Genomic DNA, 25,113 nt, shown 5'->3' with positions numbered 1-25,113 from the left:
GCCCTTTTTACATCAGGCGATTCAAGCCGATTCGATTGACTTCGCCGCCGCCTTCGCGACCGTGGCGTTCGCCGAAGCCACCGCCGTCATGTTGATGATGCGTCGCACGGTTGCCGCCGGCGTGAGGATGTGCACCGGCTTGGACGCGCCCAGCAGGAACGGGCCGACCGTCACGCCTTCGCCGCCGATCACCTTCAGCAGGTTGTAGGCGATGTTGGCCGCTTCCACGTTCGGCATGATCAGCAGGTTCGCTTCGCCCGTGAGCGTCGTGCCCGGGAACGACTGCTTGCGGATCAGCTCGGAAAGCGCCGCGTCGCCGTGCATTTCGCCGTCCACTTCGAGCTGCGGATCGCGCGCGGCGATCAGCTCGCGTGCAGCCTGCATGCGCTGCGAGGTCGACGAACGCACGCTGCCGAAGTTCGACGAAGAAAGCAGCGCGACCTTCGGCGTGATGCCGAACTTCTCGATTTCGCGCGAGGCGAGGATCGTCATGTCGGCGAGCTGCTCGGCGCTCGGCACCTCGTTCACGTAGGTGTCGCTGATGAAGATGTTGCGGCCCGGCAGCATCAGCAGGTTCATCGCCGCGTAGTTCTGGGCTTCCTTCGCCTTGCCGAACACCTGATCGATGAACTTGAGGTGATAGTCGAAGCTGTTCAGCAGGCCGCAGATCATGCCGTCGGCGTCGCCCAGATGCACGAGGATCGCGCCGATCAGCGTGTTGAACTTGCGCACCGAAGCCTTCGCCACGTCAGGCGTGATGCCCTGGCGCGCGCCGAGTTCGTGGTACGCCTGCCAGCTCTTCTGGAAGCGCGGATCGTCTTCGGGATCGACGATCTCGAAGTCGGTGCCCGGACGCAGCTTCGAGCCCATCTTCTTCAGGCGCATTTCCACGACCGACGGACGGCCCACGATGATCGGCTTGGCGATCTTCTCGTTGAGCACGAACTGCGCGGCGCGCAGCACGCGCTCGTCTTCGCCCTCGGCGAACACGATGCGCGCGCAATTGGCCTTCGCCGCCGCGAACACAGGGCGCATCACCATGCCCGAGCGGTAGACCGTCGCGCCAAGCTGCTCGCGGTAGGCTTCCATGTCCTGGATCGGACGCGTCGCCACGCCCGAATCCATCGCGGCCTGCGCCACGGCCGGCGCGATCTTGATGATGAGGCGCGGGTCGAACGGCTTCGGAATCAGGTATTCCGGGCCGAATTCGAGCGTATGGCCTTCGTAGGCCTTCGCCACTTCGTCGCCCTGATCGGTTTCCTCGGCGAGTTCCGCGATCGCGCGCACGCACGCAAGCTTCATCTCTTCCGTGATGGTCGTCGCGCCCACGTCCAGCGCGCCGCGGAAGATGAACGGGAAGCACAGCACGTTGTTGACCTGGTTCGGATAGTCCGAACGGCCCGTGGCGATGATCGCGTCCGGGCGCACCTTCTTCGCGTCTTCCGGGCGGATTTCCGGCTCGGGGTTCGCGAGTGCGAGGATCAGCGGCTTGTCGCCCATGTCCTTGACCATTTCGGGCTTGAGCACGCCCGCGCTCGAACAGCCGAGGAACACGTCGGCGGCCTGGATCGCGTCGCCGAGCGTGCGCGCTTGCGTGTTGGCCGCGTAACGCGCCTTCGACGGATCGAGATTGCCGCGGCCCTCGTAGATCACGCCCTTCGAGTCGGTGACGAGGATGTTCTCTTTCTTCAGACCGAGCTTCACGAGCAGGTCCAGGCACGCGATGGCCGCCGCGCCCGCGCCCGAGCACACGAGCTTCACGCTGTTCAGATCCTTGCCCACGACCTTCAGGCCGTTGAGGATCGCAGCGGAGGCGATGATGGCCGTGCCGTGCTGGTCGTCGTGGAAAACCGGAATCTTCATGCGCTCGCGCAGCTTCTGCTCGATGTAGAAGCACTCGGGCGCCTTGATGTCTTCGAGGTTGATGCCGCCTAGCGTCGGCTCGAGCATGGCGACGGCGTCGACGAGCTTGTCCGGGTCCAGCTCGTCGAGTTCGATGTCGAACACGTCGATGCCGGCGAACTTCTTGAAGAGGCAGCCCTTGCCTTCCATGACTGGCTTGGCCGCGAGCGGGCCGATGTGGCCGAGGCCAAGCACGGCCGTGCCGTTCGTCACGACGCCGACGAGGTTGGCGCGCGAGGTGTACTTCTGTGCGTCGAGCGGCTCTTCGTGAATCGCCATGCATGCGGCCGCCACGCCGGGCGAATACGCGAGCGAGAGGTCGAGCTGGTTCGAGAGCGGTTTGGTCGGTGTGACCGAGATCTTGCCGGGCCTCGGATTCTGGTGATACGCGAGCGCGCTTTGCTTCAGTTGTTCATCCATTTTCAGGCCTGCCTGGACGTGAGAGACGTAAGAGAGAGAATCTTTTATGGTCGTAGGCCCGCCGGTTCGCACGGCACGAGCGCTCCAGCAGGGCCGATCAGTGTACACCTGGCGCCGTTCGCATCCACGTGGGTCAAAGACTGATACCGGGAATTCGCAGGGCCGATAGTGCGGGATAGTGCGGGCGCTTTCGTCTGACCGATGCACGCGGCTCATTCGAGCGCCGCGCCGCGGCGTTCGGGAATCAGGAAGAGGGTCGCGAGGATGTCGAGCACGTAGATGGCGGCGAGCATGCCGAGCGCCGCCGTGAAGGAATAGCGCGCGGCCAGCGCGCCCACGGCGAGCGGCCCGAAGCCGCCCACGGCGCGGCCGATGTTGAACAGCACGTTCTGCGCGCTCGCGCGGGCCGCAGTGGGATACAGCTCGGAGATGAGCGCGCCATAGCCGCCGATCATGCCGTTGACGAACACGCCCATGGCCGCGCCGCCAATCAGCAGCGCGAACGGCGTCGAAAGCTGCGCGTAGACGAACACCATCACTACGGCGCCCGCCTGATAGAACAGGAACGCCGGCCGGCGCCCGAACCGGTCGGCCGCGACGCCGAAAAGCCAGATGCCGAGCGCCATGCCGGCCACCGTCGCGGCGGTCCACAGGCCCGACTTCGTGAGCGAATAGCCGAACGACTTCGAAAGGTACGCGGGCAGCCAGATCATGAGGCCGTAATAGCCGAAGTTCTGCACCGAGCACAGCACGGCCACACCGAGGCTCGCGCGCGCGGTGCGCGCATCGGCCACGAGCAGGCGCAGGGCGCGCGGACGCTCGGCCCTGGCGGCGGCAGCCATGCGCCGCGCGTGCGCGAGGAAAAGCTCGGGCTCCTCCACGCGCCGCCGCACCGCGAACGAAACGACCGCCGGCAGCAGCCCGATGGCGAACATGCCGCGCCAGCCGATCAACGGGAGCAGCAGCGGCGTGAGCAGCGCCGCGGCCAGCACGCCCAGTTGCCAGCCGAGCCCGACGTACGACGACGCCCGCGCGCGCAGGGCCGCGGGCCACGCCTCGGCAACGAGCGCCATGCCAATGCCGAACTCGCCGCCCAGCCCGATGCCCGCGATGGTGCGGTAGACGAGCAGGTCGCCGTAGCCGCGCGCCAGCGCGCACATGCCGGTGAAGACGGCGAACAGCAGAATGGTCCACGTGAGCACGCGCACGCGGCCGTAGCGGTCGCTCAACAGCCCGAACCCGATACCGCCCGCTACCGCGCCGACGAGCGTCCATGTGACGAGCGCGCCCGCCTGCGCGCCGGACAGATGCAAATCGGCGCCGATCGCGGGCAGCATGAAGCCGAGCATCAGCAGATCGAAGCCGTCCATGGCGTAGCCGAGCACCGAGGCAACGAGTGCACGCAGGGCGTGGCCGCGCGTGGCGGCGGGGTTGGCAGAAACGGCGGTCATGTGGGCAATCCTGAAAGACGTGCGCGTACGGGAAGCGCAAACCGGCGTGAGTGTAAAGGCGCGGCCGGACCGTCACAACCGCGCCGCAAATCGCGCGCAACGCGCGACCGCCGGCGGTCGCGCGCCACATCGCTGCCGGTCGTTGCCAGCGGTTGCCCGCGGGTTGCCCGTGCAACTCGTCGGCGGTCGTCAAGTCGGGTAAAATACCGGCCTACGCGCGCAAGAGAAGCCGTCCGGAACGGGCGAGTCGCCTTGACCCCATGCAGTGACGCAGTCGAAAAACGGGGCAGACGATCCACGCCTGCCGGCCGCGCACCGCAGACACCGAAGCCACGCTTCGCGCCCGCCGTGCCAGCGCCACCGGGCCATGCGCCCACCCTCCTCCCGCACTCATATCCAAGGATTCGCCCATGACAGGCTACGATCGCCAGACGATCTCGGACGCAACCGCGAAAATGCTGCTCGAAGTGAAGGCCGTGCACTTCAACGCCGAAAAGCCCTTCATCTTCACTTCCGGCTGGGCAAGCCCGGTCTATATCGACTGCCGCAAGCTGATCTCGTATCCGCGCGTGCGCCGCGGCCTGATGGAAATGGCCGAAGCCACGATCCTGCGCGACGTCGGCTACGAGCAGATCGACGCCGTGGCCGGCGGCGAAACCGCGGGTATCCCGTTCGCGGCCTGGCTTTCCGACCGCCTGATGGTGCCCATGCAGTACGTGCGCAAGAAGCCGAAGGGTTTCGGCCGCAATGCGCAGATCGAGGGTCTGCTCACGGAAGGCCAGCGCGTGCTGCTCGTCGAAGACCTGACCACCGACAGCCGCAGCAAGATCAACTTCATCAACGCGCTACGCACGGCCGGCGCGCAGGTGAACCACTGCTTCGTGCTGTTCCACTACAACATCTTCAAGGAAAGCGTCTCGGTCCTGAAGGACATCGACGTCGACCTGCATGCGCTCGCCACCTGGTGGGACGTGCTGCGTGTCGCCAAGGAATCGGGCTACTTCGAAACGAAGACGCTCGACGAAGTCGAGAAATTCCTGCACGCACCGGCCGAGTGGTCGGCGGCGCACGGCGGCGCGACGTCGGCACCGCAGTAAGCGCGCACGAGCCGCGCAAGCGCGGGTATATAGCAAAAAGGGCCATCTGCCTCCTGGGGCAGATGGCCTTTTTTCTGGCCGGCGCAAAGCGGCGGGCTCAATGCGCCACTTGTGCCTCATTGTCCTCGTCAGGCACATTGGGCGCGTGCGAAGACAGATTAAGCAAGCCATTGCTCTGCGCGTACTGGAAAAGTCCGGAGTCTCGATCGAGTCCGAGCTTGCGCATCGCCGTGTTCTTTTGAGTACTAATCGTCTTGATGCTCCGGTTCAACTTCTCGGATATTTCTTTAATCGTCATGCCCGAAACAAAGAGTCGCACGACTTCGAGTTCCCGCTTTGAGAGAATCACCTCGTCGGTTTTCCCGCCGCTGTTGATGCGCAATTGATCGAGCGCAATCTTCACTTGTGGGCTCATGTATTCGAAATTGCGGCTCACACGCTGTACCGCGAGGCCGATGTGGCTCAGGTCGTCGGATTTGTGCACTACCGCGAACACGCCAAGTTCGCCCAGGCGTTTGAGCAGCGCGGGATTCTCGAGCATCGTGAGGACAACGATGGGAACGTTCGGGAAGTTGCGCCGCAGGTAGCCGATGAGCGGCAGACCATCGCCATATTGGCCGCCCGGCATGGCAAGGTCGGTCACCAGCACGTCGCAGGGGCCCGTTTGCAACGCCTTGACGAGTTCGGTGGACTGGCGGGCGCGGCCAACGACCTGGATCCCGGGAAAGTTGAGCAGTGCATGTTCCGCACCAAACAAGATCACCGGATGATCGTCGGCAACTACGACCCTGATTGGTTGATGCATTAGCCCTCCCTGTAGGCAATCCTGCTTCTCTCTGCGGCGCGAGGCCATCCGCTATTTCGCTTCTTGTTTCTGGCGCCCGGCGGCTTCGCGTGCCCGAACAGGAGAATGTATGACTATAGCGGAATCTTTCCGCTCATTCTGTACGTGTGCAGGCCAAGGCTCGCTCGCTTATACCGCTATATTGAAGCTTGAAGCAAATTCGGACCAGGGAACCCATCAAACCCTTCCTTCATGACCGCGTGACCCGAATTTCGCAAACATACAGGAGAACTCGCTGATGCGTACTCCCTACGACTTTGAGCCAGGTCGCATACGCCGTGTGAGCGCACTGGCGTGGCTCGCCATGACGAGCATGGTGATGACCGCCAACCTGGCCTGCGCAGATGAAAATTTCACGGTATCGAGCGCCGACTTGAGTGACGGCGGAAAAGTCGGACCACGCCAGATCTTCAACGATGCAGGCTGCAAGGGGCCTAACCAATCGCCAAGCTTGACGTGGCGCAATGTTCCTGCAAATACGCGCAGTTTCGCCATTACGATCTTCGATCGCGACGCGCCGGGGCGCGGCTGGTGGCACTGGGCCGTCGCGAATATTCCCGCGAGCGTGAAGAGCCTGCCGGAGAACGCCAGCGCTTCGGGCGCGCTGCGCAAGCTCGGCGCGATCGAGGCGCGCAACGATTTCGACATCGACGGCTATGGGGGGCCATGTCCGCCGCCGGGCAATCCGCATCGCTACGTCATCACCGTCTACGCGCTGAACGTCGATACGCTCCCGCTCGCGCAAGGTCGCCCCGCCGCGCTGTTCGATCGCGAGATCAGCGGCTCGACGCTCGGAAGCGCGCAAATCACCGTGACATACGGCCGCTGACCGGGAGCGGTTGCGCACGGCTCGCTGCCGATGCGCCACGCGGCGCATGCTGCAGCACGGAAAAGTTTAAGATGATGCGTCCCGTTGCTGCGACGCGCGGGTAGCGACGCAGCGCCTCGTCCCCCTTGAATGGAGTTGTCCATGTCCCGGATCGTCATTGCGTATCACAGCGGCTACGGCCATACGAAGAAGCTTGCGGAGAGCGTCCTGGCGGGGCTCGAGGGCGCGGGCGCCGACGCGAGGATGATCGCCGTGAACGAGATCGACGATGCGGGTTGGGCGGCGCTCGATGCCGCCGACGCCATCGTATTCGGCGCGCCCACTTACATGGGCGGGCCGTCCGCCGACTTCAAGAAGTTCGCGGACGCGAGTTCGAAGGCGTGGTTCACGCAAAAGTGGAAGGACAAGATCGCCGCCGGCTTCACCAACTCGGCGACCATGAATGGCGACAAGTTTTCGACCATCCAGTATTTCGTCACGCTGTCGATGCAGCATGGCATGGTCTGGACCGGCACCGGCATGCTGCCCGCGAACACGAAGGCCGCCACGCGCAACGACGTGAACTTCGTGGGCGGCTTCACCGGGCTGCTCGCGCAGTCGCCGGCCGACGCCACGCCCGAAGAAGCGCCGCCTGCGGGCGACCTCGAAACGGCGCGCGCCTTCGGCGTGCGCGTTGCGGCCGTCACCGACCGGTGGCTGGCCGGCCGCGCGGCGAGCGCCTGAGCCCACGGCCTTATGGGCTTGCCCCGGGGTGAGCCACGGGTAAGCCCCCGATTTTTTCCAGGCGCGTTCACACGTGTGCCGGTATGACGTCTTAAAATACCGTTCCAGCGCCGCCCTGGGTGATGGCGCCCCGCAATCCCCCCGCGTTCAGAGAGACTGAGATGAGCACGAAAGTTTTTGTCGACGGACAGGAAGGCACAACCGGCCTGAAGATTTTTGAATACCTGTCGCCGCGCACCGACGTCGAGATCCTGCGTATCGACGACGCGAAGCGCAAGGACGTCGAGGAACGCCGCCGTCTCATCAACGCTTCGGACGTAACGTTCCTGTGCCTGCCCGATGTCGCCTCGCGCGAATCGGCCTCGCTCGTCGAAAACGACCGCACCGTCCTCATCGACGCTAGCACGGCGTTTCGCACCCAGGCCGACTGGGCCTACGGCCTGCCCGAGCTGACCCAAGCCCAACGCGACAAGGTGCGCAAGTCGAAGCGCATCGCGGTGCCCGGCTGTCACGCTTCGGCGTTCATTCTCGCCATGCGTCCGCTCGTCGAAGCGGGCCTCGTCGCGCCGGATTTCGCCGCGCACAGCTACTCGCTCACTGGCTATAGCGGCGGCGGCAAGAAGATGATTGCGGAGTACGAAGCGGGCGGCAACGCGAAGCTCGCGAGCCCGCGCCCGTACGCGCTCGGCCTCACCCACAAGCATTTGCCGGAAATGGCGGTGCACGGCGGCCTGAAGTCGGCGCCGGTGTTCACGCCGATTGTCGGGCCGTTCTACAAGGGCCTCGCGGTCACGACCTATTTTTCGCCGAAGCAGCTCACGCGCGGCGCAAAACCGCGGGACGTGCAGGCGCTCTTCGCCGAGTACTACGCGGGCGAGCCATTCGTGCGCGTGGCGCCTTTCAATGCCGATGAAAACCTCGACGCCGGCATGTTCGACGTTCAGGCGAACAACGACACGAACCGTGTCGACCTGTTCGTGTTCGGCAACGACGAGCAGTTCGTCACCGTCGCGCGCCTCGACAACCTCGGCAAGGGCGCTTCGGGCGCGGCGATCCAGTGCATGAATCTCGCGATTGGCACGGCTGAAAACACCGGCCTGCATGCCTGAAGCATGCGCAGTTGCCGCGCAAACAAAAAACCGGCTCGCTGAGCCGGTTTTTTTTTCGCCCCTCCGGGCCTGCCTTGCGCCGATGCAAAATCTCCAGACGAAAAAAAGCCCGCCAATGATTGGCGGGCTGAATCCATATCAGAGGAGACATGGAGGAGACAAGAGGAAGTATATCGACTAGCGTGATGCAATGCAACATGTAAAGTAGTGCGCACCCTGAATGTTGCGCCACAACAACACATTCGTCATTGCCCTGTCATCGACAGGATGAACATCAGCTGATCGAGCCCCACCGGCCGCACGAGATGCACATCGAAGCCCGCTGCCAGCGCCTCGTCGCGGTGGCGCGATTCGCCCCAGCCGGCGAGCGCGATCAGGAGCGGCGCACGCTCGCCGCCGACCGCCCGCAATTGCCGCACGATCGTTGCGGGCTCGTCCTGCGCGAGCGAAAGCGCCACGATCGCCACATCGGGCGCGCCGCGCGCGGCGAGATCGAGCGCCTCGCCGAGCGTGCGGGCCACCGATACGCCGTAACCGAGATCGGTCAGCAAGGTGCTGAGCCCGTCCAGCGACTTTTCGTCGTTATCGGCGATCAGGATGCGCGTCTCCATCCGCCGTTCTCCTACCCTGAAATGGCTTGCAACCGGAGTTCCCGGTGGATCCGTTGCGGGCCCTGTCGTCGTCATCGGTTCCCCGTCCCCACGTAGCGGGCGGCGCCGCAAAACCGGCCGCCGTCCGTCGAGATGCGTCATATTGTGCTCAACCGCCAGCTGGGTCTTTGTGCGTCACCGAGCGGTCGTCTGAAGATTTTGATCGCCAAACGCCCGCGAACGTTCGCCGCGCCTCATTGCGCCCCTTCATTTCACGCAGACCCGTCAGCCGCGGCCCGCGCGCCGCGCGGCCACCTTGCCGAGCACGGCGAAATCGCGCTCGCCGTCGCCGTGCGCCACGGCTTCGAGCAGGCTGTCGCGCAGCACGCTCGCGAGCGGCATCGGCGTCGCGGCGGCGTCGGCCGCGGCCAGCGCGAGCCGCACGTCCTTCAGGCCGAGGCGCGCCTTGAAGAGCGCGGGCTCGTAGCGCCGCTGCGCGATCATGCCGCCGTAGCCCGCATACACCGGGCCCGGGAACGGTCCGCCCGTCACGACGTCGAGGAACTCGCGCATCGCGACGCCGTAGCCGTCGAGCAGCGCCGCGGCCTCGCCGAGCGACTCGACAGCCGCAGCCAGCATGAAGTTCGCAGCGAGTTTCATCACGTTCGCCTGCTGCGGCACCGTGCCCACGCGCCACGTTTTCTGGCCGATCACGTCGAACAGCGGTTGCACGCGATCGATCGCCTCGATCGCCCCTGCCGCCATGATCGTGAGTTTCGCCGCCTGCGCGGCGTCCGGGCGCCCGAGCACCGGCGCCGCCACGTAGTGCAGGCCGCGCCCGGCATGGGCATGCGCAAGCGCTTCGGCCAGTGCGACGGAAATGGTCGCCATGTTCACGTGCACGAGGCCTTGTGGCGCATGGTCGAGCAACGTCGCGTCGATGACCTCGCGCAGCGCAGCGTCGTCGGCAAGCATCGAGACCACGGCGTCGCCCGCGAACGCCTCGCCCGGCGTGCCGACGATGCGCGCGCCAGCGTCGGCAAGCGCCTGCGCCTTCGCGGCCGTGCGGTTCCACACGCGCACCGTGTGGCCCGCCTTCAGCAGATTGCCGACCATCGCGCCGCCCATTTCGCCAAGACCGATAAATCCGATGTCCATCGCCTGCTCCTTCCATGAAAAACGAGGGGAAACCCGGAGGAAAGGTGCAGTACAGCACAAGACAGGCCGGGCTGCAGGCAGACGCTCACGCCGCGCGAACGCACGCGCGCGCTGGCGGGCGGTGCGATACTGCTTTGCATGGTCACCGCCACCTTCCGCTTCTACGAGGAGCTGAACGACTTTCTTGCGCGGCCGCTGCGCCGGCGTGCGTTCAGTTGCGCCTGCGCGCGCAACGCCACGGCGAAACACATGATCGAAGCGCTCGGTGTGCCGCACACGGAAGTCGAGCTGATCCTCGTGAATGGCGAATCGGCCGGTTTCGATCATCCACTCGCGGACGGCGACCGCGTGGCCGTTTACCCGAAGTTCGAGGCGCTCGACATCCGGCCGCTGCTGCGCGTGCGCGACACGCCGCTGCGTGAACCGCGCTTCGTCGCCGACGCGCATCTGGGCGGCCTCGCGCAACTCCTTCGGCTAGCCGGTTTCGATACGCTCTACGACAACCATTTCCCCGACGACGAAATCGAGGCACTCGCCGCCGCCGAGCACCGCATCGTCCTCACGCGCGACCGCGAGCTGCTCAAGCGGCGCAGCATCACGCACGGCTGCTACGTGCGCGCGCTCAAGCCGCGCGCCCAGGTTCACGAGATTTTCGAGCGGCTCGATCTCGCGTCGAGCGCGCGGCCGTTCCGGCTCTGCCTCATGTGCAACGCGCCGCTGCGGCCGATCGAGCGCGCCGCGGTGCGCGAGCGTGTGCCCGCCGGCGTCTACGACCGGCAGACGCGCTTCGTGACCTGCGACGTCTGCCGGCGGGTGTTCTGGGAAGGCTCGCACTGGCAGCGCATGCGCACGCTGATCGACGGCCTCACAAGCCCGGCGGACGAAGCGCATGCGGCCCATAACCGGCGCGAGCGGCGCAACGGCCATGAGGGGCCAGACCGCGGAGGCGGCGCGTAGCGGAATTCACGGATGATCGATGCGGCTGAATGCGTTCGAGAGGCACATCGCCGCGATGGACGCACGCAGGCGTTTGCGTACAATGCGCGCCACCGCCCAACACGGAGCACGACATATGGCCATGAAGAAAACCGACCTTGAGAAGAACAAGGCACTGAAACTGATGCAAGCGACGCACAAGAGCGGGCCCGAGCGTTTCGGCAAGGGTTCGGTGCAACCGGCGCTGGACCGCCGCGAACAACGCAAGCTGGACCAGGCACAAGGGCTCGTGCCCTTCGCGTGCAAGCTCAACGCCGATCTCGTCGAGAAGCTGAAGGCCCGCGCCGAGGACCACCCAGGCGGGGTGAATGGCCTGCTCGCGGAATTGCTGGAGGCTGGGCTCGCGCGCGACGCGTCCTGAGCACACAGCCGCCGCGAGTGCGCAAAAAAAAAGCCAGAGCGGACGCTCTGGCTTTTTTACGGCTGAAGGGCGTTTAGTTAGCCTGGCCCTTGTCCGCCGTACCGGAGGCCGATGCGCCTTCCGACACAGCGGCGCGCTTGCCGTGGTGCTTGAGTTGCTTGTGTTGCTTCTTGGCCTTGGCCGGTGCGCTGGCTGCCGGTGCGGTTGCAGCGGGAGCCGAAGCGTCTTGGGCGAATGCGTGAGCCGTGACCAGTGCGAACGATGCTGCGATAAGCGAGGCGAGAATCTTTTTCATCTGTTGTTCCCCAAAACCTGACAAATAATGACCGGCACGTTGTGAATTAGGACAGCGTGAAACCGCGAAACGGTCCGCTTGCCGATCTGGGCGGGCGTTTCGCGCGAAGCAGTATTACGCAGCGTAGGGCATTTGTCATCCGCTAATGCCCGGGTGTATTTTCCGGGAGACAATTCCCTTTCAATTCGGATACGATCGGCATTTACGCGTTCGTTTTCCGGAAGTTCGTTGTTTTTTCACGTAATACGCTGAATCGGCCTGCCTCGCGCGAATTCGGGCCAGATTGATACCCGATTCAGATGCAATCGCGAAAAAAGGGCAACCCAAGCGGGCAACCGCCCCTTGCGCAACAGGACATCAGGCCGGCCACCGCGCGCCGCGCGCCAACCGTCGAAAACGCTGTCGCGCCCGTTCCCCGCGAAAAGAGATCTCCGCTTGCAATCCGCCACCCGCCGCCACCTGCGCGCCAATCTGCTGATGCTGACCGCCGCCCTCATCTGGGGCTCGGCGTTCGTCGCCCAGCGACTGAGCCTCGACGCCATCGGCCCGTTCCTGTTCACCGGCCTGCGCTTCCTGCTGGGCGCCGGCGTCGTCTCGGTCTTTCTGCTTGCACGCCGCGGCGCCAGCGAACGCGGCGCCGCGGACAGCGGTAACGCCGCGGCGCCAGCGCTGTTCGACGGCACGCTGCTGCGCTCGGGCACCGTGCTCGGCCTCGTGCTGGCCGTCGCCATCTCGCTTCAGCAGATCGGGCTCGGCTACACGAAGATCGCCAATGCCGGCTTCATCAGCTCGCTCTACGTCGTGATCGTGCCGATGCTCGGCGTGCTGCTGCGCCATCGCACGGGCGTCGGCACATGGCTCGGCGCCGCGCTCGCTGCGGTTGGGCTCTACTTCCTCAGCATCAACGAACACTTTTCGGTGATGTACGGCGACTGGTACCAGCTCGGCTGCGCGCTCGTCATTTCGATCCAGGTCATGCTCGTGGGCCATTACGCGCCGCGCCACGATCCGCTCGCGCTGTCGATCGTGCAGTTCGTTGCCTGCGGCGTAGTGTGCCTCGCGATCGGGCTCGCGTGCGAACCGCTGCGCGCGGCCGACATCGCGCGTGCCGCGCCCACCATTCTGTATGGCGGCGCGCTTTCGGTGGGCATCGGTTATACGCTGCAGGTCGTCGCGCAGCGCGACGCCGCGCCCGCGCACGCCGCGGTGATCTTCAGCATGGAAGGCGTGTTCGCCGCACTCGCGGGCTGGGTCGCACTCGGCGAAACGCTCATGCCGCGCGCACTCGCGGGCTGCGCGCTCATGCTCGCCGGCCTGCTCGCCTGCCAACTTCTGCCGGCCTGGCAAGCGCGCACGCTCGCGAAGCAGCGCGCCGCGACGCAACCTGCCGAAACGGCATAAACGCGCGCCAGGATTTCCCTCGCGTTGATATCGTGCTCTTCACTGTTTCGATAAATGGCGTCGCTCGAGAGCGACGCCATTTTTTTCGCGTGGATAACGCGTGATGGCGCCGCGCCGAACCAGGTTATCCACGCCCGCCTCTGGACAACCTGGGGACGACCCGGCGAACGACCTGTGGACCACTTCTTGATAACTACGCACCTGGCGTTGCGGTCCGAAAAGTTATCCCGCCAGCTCGCAACGCGTACAAGCTTTGTCCGCATGGCTATCCGTTTTGCATCGGTATGAGCCATCAGGCAATTTTCGCGTTGTCCACAGTTAATGCCAGGACTTGTTAACTGTTATTACTTATTAATATAAATACTGAAAAGACTATGGGGAAAATCGCGACGCTCGCTGCGCTCGCGTGCTGCGCATTCGCGCAACGCCATTGCATGCTGTGTTTAATCGCGCGCATGCGCACATGAAAAAGGGCGTGCCTCCCGAGGAAGCACGCCCTTGCTCAATGCATCGCGCGAGAACACCGTGGAACTAATCGCCCGCCATCATCCGCTCGATCGTCGGCTCGAGATCGAGCAAACCGATGGTCGCGGGCTTGGCCTCGACGACGCCGAAGCATTCCGTGCGCCGAGGCGCCGGATCGACGAGGAAATTGCGCGCGTAATGTCCGCAACGCGCAGACGGCAGAAGCCGCTCGGGCGGGACCACCTCGAATGCCGTCCCCACGGCGATAAAGAGATCGTCAGGCGACATGTCGCACTGAATGCGCCAGAGCGTCTCGTACTCGGGCGCGGCCTCGTTGAAGAACACCACGCCGGGTTTGACGCCCTCCACCTGGCCGCACGACGGACAAGCGGCTTGCGGATCGAGCGCGCGGCCGGAGGCTGGAAAGCGATAGTCGCAGTCGGTGCACAGAAGCGAAATCATGTCGCCGTGCAGATGCGTCACCTGGCGCGCGCCGGCCTGCTCGAGCATGTCGTCGATGTTCTGCGTGACGAGATGCACGCGCTCCGTGCCCCAGGCGTCCTGCCACTTCGCGAGCCGTTCGTGGGCGGCGTTCGGGCGCGCGTCGCCGCATTCGGCGATACGCTGGTTGTAGAAACGGAACACCGCGGGCCGGTTGCGGCGCCACGTGAGGTAATTGCAGACTTCGTCGATGCTCGCGTGCGACCAGATGCCGTCGCCGGTGCGGAACGTCGAAATGCCGCTTTCCGCTGACAGCCCAGCACCGGAAAACACGAACAGGCGGGGGAGTCTGCCGGACTGCGCCGGTTGCCGGGATTGCGCCACGTTTGCCACTTTCGCCTCCTTGCTCGAACGGCGACATTATGACCTTCCAGCGGCGTTTCGGCAGAGGTTCGCCATGGCGGAACGGCGCAGGGTCCCGACGAGCGCGTTGCGCGCCCTCAGAGGCGGTGCAGCGCGTGTGGCCTGCCCGGCCCACGCACGGAACCACGGCAGCCCGCTGAGCGGCCTTTGAACGCCTCCTGCTGCGTTCGATCCAATAAAAAAGGGATGCCGCAATGGCATCCCCTCTTTTCAATCGGCGCAATCAGCGCAAACCGCGCGCGACAACCTCACTCCACCGTCACCGACTTCGCGAGATTGCGCGGCTTGTCCACATCGGTACCGCGCGCGCACGCCGTGTGATACGCGAGCAGTTGCAGCGGCACGACGTGCAGGATCGGCGAGAGCAGCCCGTAATGCTCCGGCATGCGGATCACGTGGATGCCGTCTTCGCTCGTGATGTGCGTATCGGCATCGGCGAACACGTACAGCTGGCCGCCGCGCGCGCGCACTTCCTGCATGTTCGACTTGAGCTTTTCGAGCAGCGCGTCGTTGGGCGCCACCGTCACCACAGGCATCGCCTCGGTCACGAGGGCAAGCGGACCGTGCTTGAGTTCGCCCGCCGGATACGCCTCGGCGTGGATGTACGAGATTTCCTTGAGCTTGAGCGCGCCTTCGAGCGCGATCGGGTAATGCAGGCCGCGCCCGAGGAACAGCGCGTTTTCCTTGCGCGCGAACTCCTGCGACCACGCGATGATCTGCGGCTCCAGCGCCAGCACGCCGTTGAGCGCCGCCGGCAGGTGGCGCAGCTCCGTCAGGTACGTCGCTTCCTGTCCGGCGTTCACATGGCCGCGCAGCTTGCCGAGCGTGACGGCGAGAATGAACAGGCCGACGAGCTGCGTCGTGAACGCCTTCGTCGACGCCACACCAATCTCGCGCCCGGCGTGCGTGAGGAACTTGAGTGCGGTGAGCCGCACCATCGCGCTCGTCGCCACATTGCACACCGCGAGCGTGTGCGCCATGCCGAGCGACTGCGCGTGCTTGAGCGCGGCGAGCGTGTCGGCGGTTTCGCCCGACTGCGAGATCGTCACGACAAGCGCGCGCGGATTCGGTACCGACTCGCGATAGCGGTATTCGCTCGCGATTTCGACATCGGTGCGGATCTTCGCCACCGATTCGAGCCAGTACTTCGCGGTGAGGCCCGCGTAGTAGCTCGTGCCGCACGCGAGAATGAGGATGCTGTCGATGCCCTTGAACACTTCGAGCGCGTTCTCGCCGAACTGCACGGGGTCGAAGGCGAGATCGGCGGGAATCGTGTCGGAGATCGCGCGCGGCTGCTCGAAGATTTCCTTCTGCATGTAGTGGCGATACGGGCCGAGATCGACCGCGCCGCCGTAAGCGCCATAGGCCTGCACGTCACGCACTTCGCGCGTCACGAGGTTGCCGGCCCGATCGGCAATGCGCACGCCTTCCAGCGTGATCTCGCACACATCGCCTTCTTCCAGGTAGCTGATGTGCTCCGCGCTGCCCGCAATGGCCAGGCCGTCCGACGCGATGAAATTCTCACCCTTGCCATAACCCACCACGAGCGGCGAACCGGCGCGCGCGCCGACCACCGTATGCGGCTGGCTCTTGTGCACCACGCCGATCGCATACGCGCCCGCGAGCTGCTGCACGGCGGCGCGCACGGCGGCGAACAGGTCGCCTTGATAAAGGCTGTGGATCAGATGGGCGATGACTTCGGTGTCGGTCTGCGAAACGAATTCGTAGCCCTTCGCCCGCAGCATGTCGCGCAGCGACTCGTAATTCTCGATGATGCCGTTATGCACGATCGCGAGCGTGTCGCGCGAGAAGATCGGGTGCGCGTTGTTCACCGTGGGTGCGCCGTGCGTGGCCCAGCGCGTATGCGCGATACCGGTCACGCCTTCGAAGCGCGCCTCGCGCACCTGCTCGTCGAGCTCGGCCACGCGCGCGACGCTGCGCACGCGCTGCGGGCCGTCGGCCGTCACGACGGCCACGCCGCACGAGTCGTAGCCGCGATATTCGAGGCGCCGCAGTCCTTCGATCAGGACGGGAACGATATTACGAAGCGCAACCGCGCCGACAATGCCGCACATGGATTCGATCCTTTGCAATGAGAGGCGTGGGCGCCGCGCGCGCTTTCACTTTCACGCGAGCGGCGCCGGGTTTCAACCGTTCAGTTCTTTTTCTTCACCGGCCGAACGTAGCCGGTCTTCACAATCTGCGTCTTCTCGTTGAGCACGAGCGTGGCTTGCGGCACGTCCTTCCACACCGTCGTACCCGCCGCGATGGTCACGCCGCGGCCCACGCGCACGGGCGCGACGAGCTGCGTATCCGAGCCCACGAACACGTTGTCCTCGATGATCGTGCGGTGCTTGTTCGCGCCGTCGTAGTTGCAGGTGATGGTGCCCGCGCCGATGTTCACGCCCGCGCCGACATCCGCGTCGCCCACGTAGCTCAGGTGATTCGCCTTCGAGCCCACGCCGATGTTCGCGTTCTTCACTTCGACGAAGTTGCCCACATGCACGTCGTCGGCGAGCTTCGCGCCGGGACGCAGACGCGCATAGGGCCCCAGCACCGCGTTCGCGCCGACCGCCGCGTTTTCGATATGCGTGTAGGCGTCCACGCGCGTGCCCGCGCCGATCGACGCGCTGCGAATCACGCAGTTCGGGCCCACGCTCACGTTGTCCGCCAGCGTCACCTCGCCTTCGAACACGCAGTTCACGTCGATGAACACGTCGCGCCCGCAGGTGAGCGAGCCGCGCACGTCGATGCGCGCCGGGTCCGCGAGCGTCACGCCCGCCACGAGCAGCGCCCCGGCCACGTTGTGCTGATGCACGCGCTCGAGTTCGGCGAGCTGCTGCTTGCTGTTCACGCCGAGCGTTTCCCACGCTGCGTCGGGCTGCGCGGTCACGGCCGGATGACCGGCGGCGATCGCGGCTTGCACCACGTCGGTGAGGTAATACTCGCCCTGCGCGTTGTCGTTCCTCAGCGCGGCGAGCCAGCCCGCGAGCGGCGCGGTTGGCGTCACGACGATGCCCGTGTTGATCTCGGCGATCTTGCGCTCGGCATCGTTGGCGTCCTTCTGCTCGACGATGCGCTCCACCTGGCCCGCCGCGCCGCGCACGATGCGGCCGTACCCGGTCGGGTCGTCGAGCGTGACGGTGAGGATGCCGTAGCCGTTCTGGCCGGCGGTATCGACAAGACGCCTGAGCGTGGAAGCGCGCGTGAGCGGCACGTCGCCGTAGAGCACGAGCGTGGGCACGTTCGCGTCGAGCAGCGGCAGCGCCTGCGCGAGCGCGTGGCCCGTGCCGAGCTGCTGCGCCTGCAGCGCGAACTGGACGTCGGGCGCGCCGACGGCTTCGCGCACGGCCTCGCCGCCATGGCCGACCACGACGACGAGCCGCCTGGGCGACAGCGTGCGGGCAGTATCGATGACGTGCGAGAGGAGCGGCTTGCCGGCGAGCGGATGGAGCACTTTCGGCAGCGCGGAGTGCATGCGTTTGCCCATGCCTGCCGCGAGGATCACGATGTTCATTGCATCGGTGACTGGATGAGGAATGAAGCGGCAGATTTTAGCATGCGGGATATCCCCGACACGCGGGCCAGGCGGGCCCTCGTGGCCCGGAAAACATTGTTTTACAACTGCTTTTCTTCGGACCGGCGGCCAGAAGCAAAAAAACGCTCCGATGCGGGGTCGGAGCGTTTGGAACAAACCGCGGGGCCGGCTTGAAACGCGCGGCTTTAGAGATCGTCGAACGGCGTGAACCTGATCGCCGTGCCTTGCGCAAGCGCCGGGTCGGTTGCGCACGGTTCCTCGTCGAACGCGATATCGCCGGCCGGATCGGCCACGCCCGTCGCGCGCAGGTCCGCGAAGTTGAACAAGTCCGTGTCCATGAGGTGCGAGGGCACGACGTTGCCGAGCGCGTTGAACATGTTCTCCACGCGGCCCGGGAAGCGCTTGTCCCACTCGCGGATCAGCGCCTTCATCTCCGCGCGCTTCAGGTTCGGCTGGCTGCCGCACAGGTTGCACGGAATGATCGGGAATTCGCGCAGCACCGCGTACTTCTCGAGATCGGTTTCCTTCACGTAGGCAAGCGGCCGGATCACGACATTCTTGCCGTCGTCCGACTGCAGCTTGGGCGGCATGCCCTTGAGCTTGCCGCCGTAGAACAGGTTCAGCAGCAGCGTCTGAAGCATGTCGTCGCGATGATGGCCGAGCGCAATCTTGGTCGCGCCCAGTTCGCCCGCCACGCGGTACAGAATGCCGCGGCGCAGGCGCGAGCACAGCGAACATGTCGTCTTGCCCTCGGGCACGAGGCGCTTGACGATGCTGTACGTGTCCTGATTCTCGATGTGGTACGGCACGCCCACACGGTCGAGGTACTCCGGCAGCACGTGCTCCGGAAAGCCCGGCTGCTTCTGGTCGAGGTTCACGGCCACGATGTCGAAGTCGATCGGCGCGCGCTCGCGCAGACGCATCAGCACGTCGAGCATCGCGTAGCTGTCCTTGCCACCCGACAGGCAGACCATGACCTTGTCGCCGTTCTCGATCATGTTGTAGTCGCCGATCGCCTGGCCGACCTGACGCACGATGCGCTTGAACAGCTTGTTGTTTTCGTAGGCTTCCTTCTGCTCGCGGCGCGTGAGCGCCTGGCGGCCCGTCTCTGCGGTCGCGGCGTCCTCGCCGACGGGGAGCGTTTCGGGGGCGTTCATGAATCAGTCCTCTTTGATGCGAAAGACCTCGACGCCCACCGCGTCGCAGTCCGGATAAACGTCGGGCTTCTCGGTCGAGACGCGCACCGCGCGCACGAGTTCATGCGAAAGCAGCGCCGCGGCGAGATCGTCGCAGAGCGTCTCCTGCAGATGGATATGGCCGCGGCCCACACGCTGCGCAACGGTCGAGCGCATGAAGTCGTAATCCACGACTTCGCGCAGCTTGTCCTCGTGCGGCGTGGTCGAAGCGAGCGGCACGAACAGATCGATATTGATGACGACGCGTTGTTCGCCGCGCTTCTCGAAGTCATGCACGCCGATGTTGATGTGCACTTCGTAGTCGCGCAGGAAAAGCCGGCGGCAATCGGCGAGCCGGGGGTGAAGCAAAACGGTGGACATACAGGTTCCAGTCGATAAAAGCGTGCGTTCTCCCGCACGTAGGCCGGCGCGGCGCGCCCGGCGGGTCGTTCAGCCGGTCTGCAAAACCGCTCGTGCGCGGCGGCTTGCGTTCCTTTGTCTTCGTCAGCACCGCGGGCTCGTTCTCTTGCGCTCGGCGGGCTATGCATTTAGTTGCAAATCTCGATGCAACTCGCGTTTGGGCGTCAGCCGCCCGTCAAAAACATCACGTCGCGCGGCAGCGGGACGAGGTGCTGGCCGCCGTCCACGACGAGCGTCGTGCCGGTGACGCCGGTCGCCCGCGCGAGATACAGCGCGGCTTCCACGAGATCGGCGGGGCGCGACGCACGCTTGAGCGGCGTGACCCGGTGCGCGGCGGCGAAGCTCTCCGGCGTCTGGTCGCCCGACTGCAGCGTGAGGCCGGGCGCGAGCCCCACCACGCGCACCTTCGGCGCGAGCGCCTGGGCAAGCGCGACGGTGGCGTTTTGCAACGCGGCCTTCGTCAGCGTGTACGACAGATAGTCGGGATTCATGTTGTACAGCTTCTGGTCGAGCACGTTGATCACACACGGGCGCAGCGTCTCGTCGTCCACCGCCGCCTCGGGCGTTGCCTCGTACAGCACGCGCGAGAGCACGAGCGGCGCGCCCACGTTGATCGCCATGAGCTGCAGCAGTTTCGTGTAGCCCACATCCTGCGCCGTGTCCTCGCTAAAGCGCGAGGCATTGTTGAGCACGCACGCAGGACGACCGAGCGCCGCCGCACAATCCGGCACGAGCCGCGCCACCTGGGCTTCGTCGCCGAGATCGGCGTGCAGCGCCACGGCCCGGCGGCCCAGGGCCGCGATCTGCGCGACGACTTCGTCGGCGGCCTCGCGCGACTCGCCGTAATGGACCGCGACGTCCCAGCCGCGCGCCGCAAAGCCGAGCGAGAACTCGCGGCCAATGCGGCGCGCGCCGCCCGTCACCAGCACGACGGGCGCCTCTGCCTCAGAATCGGGGCGCGATCCTTCGCCGGATGCGCTCATGTCGGCGTCAGCCGGGCGGATGCCGGAAGTTGCGCTCATTTACAATGCCGGGATGAATCCGAAAGCTCACGAACCCGATAGTTTACCTGTTCCCGAGCCGATCGCGCTCGCGCAGTCGGAGGCGCTCGCGGCCACCTTGCGCGCCGAGATCGCGGCGGCGGGCGGCTGGCTCCCATTCGACCGCTACATGGAGCGCGCACTCTACGCGCCGGGACTCGGCTACTACGGCGGCGGGGCACGCAAGTTCGGCCTCTTCGCCGATGACGGCAGCGACTTCGTGACCGCACCCGAGCTTTCGCCGCTCTTTGCCGCGACGCTCGCGCGCGCCGTGGGCGAAGCGCTCGCCGCCAGCGGCACGCGCCGTCTGATGGAATTCGGCGCGGGCACGGGCCGCCTCGCGGCGGGCGTGATGCTCGCACTCGACGCCGCAGGCGTGCCGTTCGACGCCTACGCCATCGTCGACCTGTCGGGCGAGCTGCGCGAGCGCCAGCGCAAGACCCTCGCGGCGCTCGCGCCGGCGCTGCCCGATCGCGTGACGTGGCTCGATGCGCTGCCCGCGCAGTTCGAAGGCGTCGTGATCGGCAACGAAGTGCTCGACGCGATGCCGGTGCGTCTTTTCGCGCGCAAGGACGCCGTCTGGCACGAGCGCGGCGTGAGCGCAAACGCAGCAGGCGCCTTCGTTTTCTCCGATCAGCCGGCGAACTCGGGGCGCGACGCAAACTGGCCCGAGAGCGTGCTCGCGGGCGTGGAAGGCAGCGAAGACTACGTGACCGAAACGCACGAAGCTGCACTCGCCTTCACGCGCACGGTTTGCGCGATGCTCCAGCGCGGCGCGGCGTTCTTCATCGACTACGGATTTCCGCGCCACGAGTACTACCATGCGCAGCGCGTGCAAGGCACGCTCATGTGCCACTACCGGCACCGCGCACATGGCGACCCGTTCCTTTATCCCGGCTTGCAGGACATCACCGCGCACGTGGAATTCACAGGCATTGCCGAAGCGGGCGTCGAAGCGGGCGCGGACCTGCTCGGCTACACCACGCAGGCGCGCTTTCTGATGAACGCGGGCATTACCGAGGTGCTGGGCGAGATCGATCCGCGCGATGCGCAGCGCTTCCTGCCCGCCGCGAATGCGGTGCAGAAACTCGTTTCGGAAAGCGAGATGGGCGAACTGTTCAAGGTGATCGCGTTTTCGCGCGGCATCGGCGAGACCATCGCGGCGTTCGCGCGCGGCGACCGCAGCCACACCCTCTGACGCTCACGCCACGCGACCATGATCCGCTGGTTCCTCACCACCTTCATCGCCGTGGCGATTCTCTCGAGCGCCCAGCCGTGGCTCAAAAAGCTCGGCATCGGGCGGCTGCCCGGCGACATCACCCTGCGCATTTTCGGCCGCGAATATCCGCTGCCGTTCATGTCGACGCTGGTGCTTTCGATGGCGCTTTCGTTGATCGTGCGCGCGCTGTGAGCGGGCGCGCGCAACGGATCACGCCGTAGCGAGCGCGCCTTCCACCGCCGCCACGCGCGCCTCGTGCACCGCTTCCTTGATCTTCCCGGCGCCGCCGCGTTCGATCGAGCGCGCAATCGCCCCCGCATCCACGCCGCGCGCGGCCACGAGCGCCACGCGCAGGCGCTCCGCTTGCGGATAAGGCGCGTTCTCCCAGTTCAGCCGCCCGCGCAAATCCGCTTCGCAGGCCTGCAGCGCCTCGGCAAAACGCGCGGGTTTGCGCAGCGCGTCGCAACGTTCGAGCATGCGCACGACCGCCGCCGCGCCCATCTCCATCACGCGATGCACGTTGCCGTGCTCGCGCGCGACCAGCACCGCCAGCTCGCGGCAGTCGTTGGGCACGCGCAGGCGGTCGCACAGCGGCTTGAGCAGCTCCACACTGCGCCCTTCGTGGCCGATGTGACGCGGCAGCACCTCCTCGGGCGTCGTGCCCTTGCCGAGATCGTGCGTGAGCGCGGCGAACCGTACCGGCAGCGTGTAGCCCTGCGCGGCCGCATGGTCGATCACCATCATCACGTGCACGCCCGTGTCGATTTCCGGGTGATAGTCGGCGCGCTGCGGCACGCCCCACAGCGCGTCGACCTCGGGCAGCACGCGCGCGAGCGCGCCGCAATCGCGCAGCACCTCGAACATGCGCGAAGGCCGGGCTTCCATGAGACCGCGGGCGATTTCCTGCCACACGCGCTCGGGCACGAGTGCGTCGACCTCGCCCGAAGCGACCATCTCGCGCATGAGTTCGAGCGTTTCGGGCGCGACGGTGAAATCGGCGAAACGCGCGGCAAAGCGCGCGATGCGCAGAATGCGTACAGGGTCTTCGAGAAACGCCTCGCTCACGTGGCGAAACACGCGCGCTTCGAGGTCGCGCGCGCCGCCGAACGGATCGACGACGTCTCCCGTGAGCACGCCGCCCGGCTGCATTTCCTGCGCCATCGCATTGATGGTGAGATCGCGCCGGGCAAGGTCTTCCTCGAGTGTCACGTCGGGCGAGTAGTAGAACTGGAAGCCGTGGTAGCCCGCCGCCGTCTTGCGCTCCGTGCGCGCAAGCGCGTACTCCTCGTGCGTGTCGGGATGCAGAAAAACCGGAAAGTCCTTGCCCACCGGACGATAGCCCTGCGCGGCCATCTGCTCGGGCGTCGCCCCCACCACGACATAGTCGCGGTCGCGCACGGGCAGCCCGAGCATCGCGTCGCGGATCGCTCCGCCTACGACATAGATCTTCATTCGTCGTCGCGTTCGTCGTCGGCGACGATGTGCGTTTCACGGCGCGCCGCCTCGACCCACTCGGCCACCGCGGGCAGTGCGCTCACGCGCTGCGCGTACGCCGCCGCTTCGGGCGAGAGCTTCGGCTGGTAGCTGTTCAGGCGCATGACGACCGGCGCGTACATCGCGTCGGCGATGCCGAATTCGCCGAACAGGAACGGCCCGCCGCTCGCGGCGAGGCACTCGCGCCAGAGCGCGTCGATGCGCGCGACGTCGGCGAGCGCCCCCGGCGTCGCTCCCGCGCCCGGCTTCACTTTGCGGATGTTCATCGGCATGTGGTTGCGCAGCTCGCCGAAACCCGCATGCATCTCCGCGCTCACGCTGCGGGCGCGGGCGCGCGCGTTGGCGTCGCGCGGCCACAGCGCGTGCTGTGCGAAGCGCTCGGCGAGCGTTTCCGCGATCGCGAGCGAATCCCACACGGCAAAGCCGTCGTCGCCAACGAGGCACGGCACTTTGCCCGAGGCCGAGAACGCAAGGATCGAGGACTTGGTGGCCGGCTCGTCGAGCTCGATCAACACCTCCTCGAACGCAATGCCGAAATGCCTGAGCAGCACCCACGGGCGCATCGACCACGACGAATAGTTCTTGTCTCCGATTACGAGCTTCATTGTTCAATTGACCGTTGTGAGTTGAAAGAGCGCGGGCCGATCGTCCGCTTTTGGGCTATCGGCCGGCACTGGCGCGAAAGATGTTCAGCCGCGAGCGCAGCGAGGCGTCGGCGAGATAGAGCGGCGCGATCGTCTCGATGCTCGCGGGCTCGATATCGAGCTCGGGTGCGAGCGGCCCGGTCAGCACGCTGTCCACCTTCATCGAATCGAGATTATCGCGCGTGAGCACCGGCGCGCCCGGCGCCATCTCGAACGAGAGCGCCTGCAAACGCCCGAACGCGTCGGGCAGCCGCATGATGCGCGCGTGCCGCCCCACCACTTCGCCGCAATACTGCAACAACTGTTCGAGCGTGTAGACGGTCGGGCCGCCGAGTTCGTAAGTGTGCCCGCTCGCGGCGTCGAGATCGAGCACGTTGACGATCGCCTTCGACACGTCGCCCACGAACACGGGCTGGAACTTCGCGTCGGGCATGGCGAGCGGAATCATCGGAAAGAGCCGCTGCAGGAGCGCAAAACGGTTGAGGAAGGTGTCCTCGGGACCGAACACGACGGATGGCCGGAAGATCGTCGTGGCGAGTGCCGTGGCCGCGTGCACGGCTTTTTCGCCGTCGCCCTTCGAGCGCAGGTACATGCTCGGCCCGCGCGGGTCGGCGCCGAGCGAACTCATGTGAATGAGGCGATGCACGCCCTTGCCCTCGCAGGCGGCGACGATCTTCGTGGGCAGGTCGACGTGCAGCTTCGCGAAGCCCGGCCCGTAGGGATCGCCGCGCCCGCCGTTGAGCGTGCCGACGAGATTGATGACCGCGTCAGCATTTTCGACGAAAGCCGCGAGCGCGACCGGATCGGACACATCGGCCTCGATCACGTCGACGGGCAGCAGGGTGAGATGGCGGGCGTTGTAGCGGCGGCGGGTGGCGACGCGCACGTCCTTGCCCGCCTCGACGAGCGCGTTGACGAGATGGCTGCCGATGAATCCCGAACCGCCGATGACCGCAATGGCTTGATGTCGCATCTCCGACCTCCTCGGGCAGACGGCGCCGCCGCGTACGAGGTCCGGTTCGTCCCGCAGCGCGCCAGCCAGAAAGCGGAGCACGCGGCGTGCCGTCGTGCCGCGCGC

Annotated in this window: 24 protein-coding genes; 9 read left to right on the top strand and 15 right to left on the bottom strand. The window is 65.9% G+C overall.

Annotated features, from left to right (window positions below; translation table 11 throughout):
- Window positions 1–21: 21 nt before the first annotated feature.
- Window positions 22–2,322 (bottom strand): NADP-dependent malic enzyme, encoded by a 2,301-nt coding sequence (locus BHE01S_RS26775; RefSeq protein WP_042269146.1) that lies wholly within the window; start codon window positions 2,320–2,322, stop codon window positions 22–24.
- Window positions 2,323–2,534: 212 nt separating this feature from the next.
- Window positions 2,535–3,773, bottom strand: a complete 1,239-nt coding sequence (locus BHE01S_RS26770) for an MFS transporter (RefSeq protein WP_042269144.1) — start codon at window positions 3,771–3,773, stop codon at window positions 2,535–2,537.
- A gap of 410 nt (window positions 3,774–4,183) precedes the next feature.
- Between BHE01S_RS26770 and BHE01S_RS26765 the strand changes: the two genes are divergently transcribed.
- Window positions 4,184–4,870 carry an orotate phosphoribosyltransferase gene (locus BHE01S_RS26765; protein WP_028203433.1) on the top strand — a complete coding sequence of 229 codons (687 nt, stop codon included), beginning with the start codon at window positions 4,184–4,186 and terminating at the stop codon, window positions 4,868–4,870.
- A gap of 97 nt (window positions 4,871–4,967) precedes the next feature.
- On the opposite strand, the gene BHE01S_RS26760 is transcribed toward BHE01S_RS26765, so the two are convergent.
- Window positions 4,968–5,675 carry a response regulator gene (locus tag BHE01S_RS26760; RefSeq protein ID WP_042269141.1) on the bottom strand — a complete coding sequence of 236 codons (708 nt, stop codon included), beginning with the start codon at window positions 5,673–5,675 and terminating at the stop codon, window positions 4,968–4,970.
- A 343-nt stretch (window positions 5,676–6,018) separates the two neighbouring features.
- On the opposite strand from BHE01S_RS26760, the gene BHE01S_RS26755 reads away from it, so the two are divergent.
- The 3 genes from BHE01S_RS26755 (at window position 6,019) to argC (ending at window position 8,375) form a co-directional block, all read left to right on the top strand.
- Window positions 6,019–6,543, top strand: coding sequence for a YbhB/YbcL family Raf kinase inhibitor-like protein (locus BHE01S_RS26755; RefSeq protein ID WP_245639874.1), 525 nt, complete (start codon window positions 6,019–6,021; stop codon window positions 6,541–6,543).
- Between the two features lie 141 nt (window positions 6,544–6,684).
- Window positions 6,685–7,266, top strand: coding sequence for a flavodoxin family protein (locus BHE01S_RS26750; protein ID WP_042269136.1), 582 nt, complete (start codon window positions 6,685–6,687; stop codon window positions 7,264–7,266).
- A 161-nt stretch (window positions 7,267–7,427) separates the two neighbouring features.
- A complete protein-coding gene (argC, locus tag BHE01S_RS26745) occupies window positions 7,428–8,375 on the top strand; it encodes an N-acetyl-gamma-glutamyl-phosphate reductase (protein WP_042269134.1) in 948 nt (315 codons plus the stop codon).
- 245 nt (window positions 8,376–8,620) lie between these two features.
- Here the strand turns inward: argC and BHE01S_RS26740 are convergent, their stop codons facing one another.
- The gene (locus BHE01S_RS26740; protein WP_042269132.1) at window positions 8,621–8,986 is read right to left on the bottom strand and encodes a response regulator; all 366 of its coding nucleotides are present in this window, start codon (window positions 8,984–8,986) and stop codon (window positions 8,621–8,623) included.
- A gap of 264 nt (window positions 8,987–9,250) precedes the next feature.
- Window positions 9,251–10,123: an NAD(P)-dependent oxidoreductase gene (locus BHE01S_RS26735; RefSeq protein ID WP_042269130.1), complete on the bottom strand. Its 873-nt coding sequence runs from the start codon at window positions 10,121–10,123 to the stop codon at window positions 9,251–9,253.
- A 138-nt stretch (window positions 10,124–10,261) separates the two neighbouring features.
- Here BHE01S_RS26735 and BHE01S_RS26730 point away from each other — a divergent pair, with 138 nt between their 5' ends.
- Together BHE01S_RS26730 and BHE01S_RS26725 are read left to right on the top strand one after the other, a co-directional pair.
- Entirely contained in the window at window positions 10,262–11,080 is an 819-nt protein-coding gene (locus BHE01S_RS26730) for a Mut7-C RNAse domain-containing protein (protein ID WP_042269128.1), read from the top strand.
- A gap of 115 nt (window positions 11,081–11,195) precedes the next feature.
- On the top strand, window positions 11,196–11,480 hold the full coding sequence (locus BHE01S_RS26725; RefSeq protein WP_042269125.1) for a hypothetical protein: 285 nt from the start codon (window positions 11,196–11,198) through the stop codon (window positions 11,478–11,480).
- A gap of 73 nt (window positions 11,481–11,553) precedes the next feature.
- Here the strand turns inward: BHE01S_RS26725 and BHE01S_RS26720 are convergent, their stop codons facing one another.
- On the bottom strand, window positions 11,554–11,775 hold the full coding sequence (locus BHE01S_RS26720) for a hypothetical protein (protein WP_042269123.1): 222 nt from the start codon (window positions 11,773–11,775) through the stop codon (window positions 11,554–11,556).
- Between the two features lie 477 nt (window positions 11,776–12,252).
- Here BHE01S_RS26720 and BHE01S_RS26715 point away from each other — a divergent pair, with 477 nt between their 5' ends.
- On the top strand, window positions 12,253–13,176 hold the full coding sequence (locus tag BHE01S_RS26715; protein ID WP_407669557.1) for a DMT family transporter: 924 nt from the start codon (window positions 12,253–12,255) through the stop codon (window positions 13,174–13,176).
- 531 nt (window positions 13,177–13,707) lie between these two features.
- Here the strand turns inward: BHE01S_RS26715 and BHE01S_RS26705 are convergent.
- The 6 genes from BHE01S_RS26705 to BHE01S_RS26680 form a co-directional block, all read right to left on the bottom strand.
- Window positions 13,708–14,475, bottom strand: coding sequence for an SIR2 family NAD-dependent protein deacylase (locus BHE01S_RS26705; RefSeq protein WP_245639869.1), 768 nt, complete (start codon window positions 14,473–14,475; stop codon window positions 13,708–13,710).
- Between the two features lie 278 nt (window positions 14,476–14,753).
- The gene (glmS, locus tag BHE01S_RS26700) at window positions 14,754–16,580 is read right to left on the bottom strand and encodes a glutamine--fructose-6-phosphate transaminase (isomerizing) (RefSeq protein WP_042269118.1); all 1,827 of its coding nucleotides are present in this window, start codon (window positions 16,578–16,580) and stop codon (window positions 14,754–14,756) included.
- An 80-nt stretch (window positions 16,581–16,660) separates the two neighbouring features.
- A complete protein-coding gene (glmU, locus tag BHE01S_RS26695) occupies window positions 16,661–18,022 on the bottom strand; it encodes a bifunctional UDP-N-acetylglucosamine diphosphorylase/glucosamine-1-phosphate N-acetyltransferase GlmU (RefSeq protein ID WP_042269116.1) in 1,362 nt (453 codons plus the stop codon).
- A gap of 206 nt (window positions 18,023–18,228) precedes the next feature.
- Entirely contained in the window at window positions 18,229–19,200 is a 972-nt protein-coding gene (gene ttcA / locus BHE01S_RS26690; RefSeq protein WP_042269115.1) for a tRNA 2-thiocytidine(32) synthetase TtcA, read from the bottom strand.
- Window positions 19,201–19,203: 3 nt separating this feature from the next.
- Window positions 19,204–19,599 carry a dihydroneopterin aldolase gene (locus BHE01S_RS26685; protein ID WP_042269113.1) on the bottom strand — a complete coding sequence of 132 codons (396 nt, stop codon included), beginning with the start codon at window positions 19,597–19,599 and terminating at the stop codon, window positions 19,204–19,206.
- Window positions 19,600–19,802: 203 nt separating this feature from the next.
- Entirely contained in the window at window positions 19,803–20,621 is an 819-nt protein-coding gene (locus tag BHE01S_RS26680; protein ID WP_042269202.1) for an SDR family oxidoreductase, read from the bottom strand.
- Window positions 20,622–20,673: 52 nt separating this feature from the next.
- Between BHE01S_RS26680 and BHE01S_RS26675 the strand changes: the two genes are divergently transcribed.
- Both BHE01S_RS26675 and BHE01S_RS26670 read left to right on the top strand, forming a co-directional pair.
- Window positions 20,674–21,876 carry a class I SAM-dependent methyltransferase gene (locus BHE01S_RS26675; RefSeq protein ID WP_042269200.1) on the top strand — a complete coding sequence of 401 codons (1,203 nt, stop codon included), beginning with the start codon at window positions 20,674–20,676 and terminating at the stop codon, window positions 21,874–21,876.
- A gap of 18 nt (window positions 21,877–21,894) precedes the next feature.
- Window positions 21,895–22,089 (top strand): DUF2905 domain-containing protein, encoded by a 195-nt coding sequence (locus BHE01S_RS26670; protein ID WP_042269111.1) that lies wholly within the window; start codon window positions 21,895–21,897, stop codon window positions 22,087–22,089.
- An 18-nt stretch (window positions 22,090–22,107) separates the two neighbouring features.
- Here BHE01S_RS26670 and BHE01S_RS26665 read toward each other — a convergent pair whose 3' ends face one another.
- Genes BHE01S_RS26665 through BHE01S_RS26655 form a run of 3 tightly spaced genes read right to left on the bottom strand, consistent with a single transcriptional unit; the run spans window position 22,108 to window position 25,008 of the window.
- Window positions 22,108–23,349: a multifunctional CCA addition/repair protein gene (locus BHE01S_RS26665; RefSeq protein ID WP_042269109.1), complete on the bottom strand. Its 1,242-nt coding sequence runs from the start codon at window positions 23,347–23,349 to the stop codon at window positions 22,108–22,110.
- Window positions 23,346–23,996: a glutathione S-transferase family protein gene (locus BHE01S_RS26660; RefSeq protein ID WP_042269106.1), complete on the bottom strand. Its 651-nt coding sequence runs from the start codon at window positions 23,994–23,996 to the stop codon at window positions 23,346–23,348. Before BHE01S_RS26660 ends, BHE01S_RS26665 begins: the two co-directional genes overlap by 4 nt.
- A gap of 55 nt (window positions 23,997–24,051) precedes the next feature.
- Window positions 24,052–25,008 carry a complex I NDUFA9 subunit family protein gene (locus BHE01S_RS26655; RefSeq protein ID WP_042269197.1) on the bottom strand — a complete coding sequence of 319 codons (957 nt, stop codon included), beginning with the start codon at window positions 25,006–25,008 and terminating at the stop codon, window positions 24,052–24,054.
- Window positions 25,009–25,113 lie beyond the last annotated feature (105 nt).

This window comes from Paraburkholderia heleia NBRC 101817, from assembly GCF_000739775.1.
Classification (GTDB): Bacteria; Pseudomonadota; Gammaproteobacteria; order Burkholderiales; family Burkholderiaceae; genus Paraburkholderia; species Paraburkholderia heleia.
The sequence above is the reverse complement of the archived record's forward strand: the minus strand, read 5'-3'. Positions and strand labels throughout refer to the sequence as shown.

Coding starts and splice junctions, on each gene's coding strand:
- BHE01S_RS26775 (WP_042269146.1), bottom strand. CDS start 2,322: ATGGATGAACAACTGAAGCAAAGCGCGCTCGCGTATCACCAGAATCCG.
- BHE01S_RS26770 (WP_042269144.1), bottom strand. CDS start 3,773: ATGACCGCCGTTTCTGCCAACCCCGCCGCCACGCGCGGCCACGCCCTG.
- BHE01S_RS26765 (WP_028203433.1), top strand. CDS start 4,184: ATGACAGGCTACGATCGCCAGACGATCTCGGACGCAACCGCGAAAATG.
- BHE01S_RS26760 (WP_042269141.1), bottom strand. CDS start 5,675: ATGCATCAACCAATCAGGGTCGTAGTTGCCGACGATCATCCGGTGATC.
- BHE01S_RS26755 (WP_245639874.1), top strand. CDS start 6,019: ATGACGAGCATGGTGATGACCGCCAACCTGGCCTGCGCAGATGAAAAT.
- BHE01S_RS26750 (WP_042269136.1), top strand. CDS start 6,685: ATGTCCCGGATCGTCATTGCGTATCACAGCGGCTACGGCCATACGAAG.
- argC (WP_042269134.1), top strand. CDS start 7,428: ATGAGCACGAAAGTTTTTGTCGACGGACAGGAAGGCACAACCGGCCTG.
- BHE01S_RS26740 (WP_042269132.1), bottom strand. CDS start 8,986: ATGGAGACGCGCATCCTGATCGCCGATAACGACGAAAAGTCGCTGGAC.
- BHE01S_RS26735 (WP_042269130.1), bottom strand. CDS start 10,123: ATGGACATCGGATTTATCGGTCTTGGCGAAATGGGCGGCGCGATGGTC.
- BHE01S_RS26730 (WP_042269128.1), top strand. CDS start 10,262: ATGGTCACCGCCACCTTCCGCTTCTACGAGGAGCTGAACGACTTTCTT.
- BHE01S_RS26725 (WP_042269125.1), top strand. CDS start 11,196: ATGGCCATGAAGAAAACCGACCTTGAGAAGAACAAGGCACTGAAACTG.
- BHE01S_RS26720 (WP_042269123.1), bottom strand. CDS start 11,775: ATGAAAAAGATTCTCGCCTCGCTTATCGCAGCATCGTTCGCACTGGTC.
- BHE01S_RS26715 (WP_407669557.1), top strand. CDS start 12,253: ATGCTGACCGCCGCCCTCATCTGGGGCTCGGCGTTCGTCGCCCAGCGA.
- glmS (WP_042269118.1), bottom strand. CDS start 16,580: ATGTGCGGCATTGTCGGCGCGGTTGCGCTTCGTAATATCGTTCCCGTC.
- glmU (WP_042269116.1), bottom strand. CDS start 18,022: ATGAACATCGTGATCCTCGCGGCAGGCATGGGCAAACGCATGCACTCC.
- ttcA (WP_042269115.1), bottom strand. CDS start 19,200: ATGAACGCCCCCGAAACGCTCCCCGTCGGCGAGGACGCCGCGACCGCA.
- BHE01S_RS26685 (WP_042269113.1), bottom strand. CDS start 19,599: ATGTCCACCGTTTTGCTTCACCCCCGGCTCGCCGATTGCCGCCGGCTT.
- BHE01S_RS26680 (WP_042269202.1), bottom strand. CDS start 20,621: ATGAGCGCATCCGGCGAAGGATCGCGCCCCGATTCTGAGGCAGAGGCG.
- BHE01S_RS26675 (WP_042269200.1), top strand. CDS start 20,674: ATGAATCCGAAAGCTCACGAACCCGATAGTTTACCTGTTCCCGAGCCG.
- BHE01S_RS26670 (WP_042269111.1), top strand. CDS start 21,895: ATGATCCGCTGGTTCCTCACCACCTTCATCGCCGTGGCGATTCTCTCG.
- BHE01S_RS26665 (WP_042269109.1), bottom strand. CDS start 23,349: ATGAAGATCTATGTCGTAGGCGGAGCGATCCGCGACGCGATGCTCGGG.
- BHE01S_RS26660 (WP_042269106.1), bottom strand. CDS start 23,996: ATGAAGCTCGTAATCGGAGACAAGAACTATTCGTCGTGGTCGATGCGC.
- BHE01S_RS26655 (WP_042269197.1), bottom strand. CDS start 25,008: ATGCGACATCAAGCCATTGCGGTCATCGGCGGTTCGGGATTCATCGGC.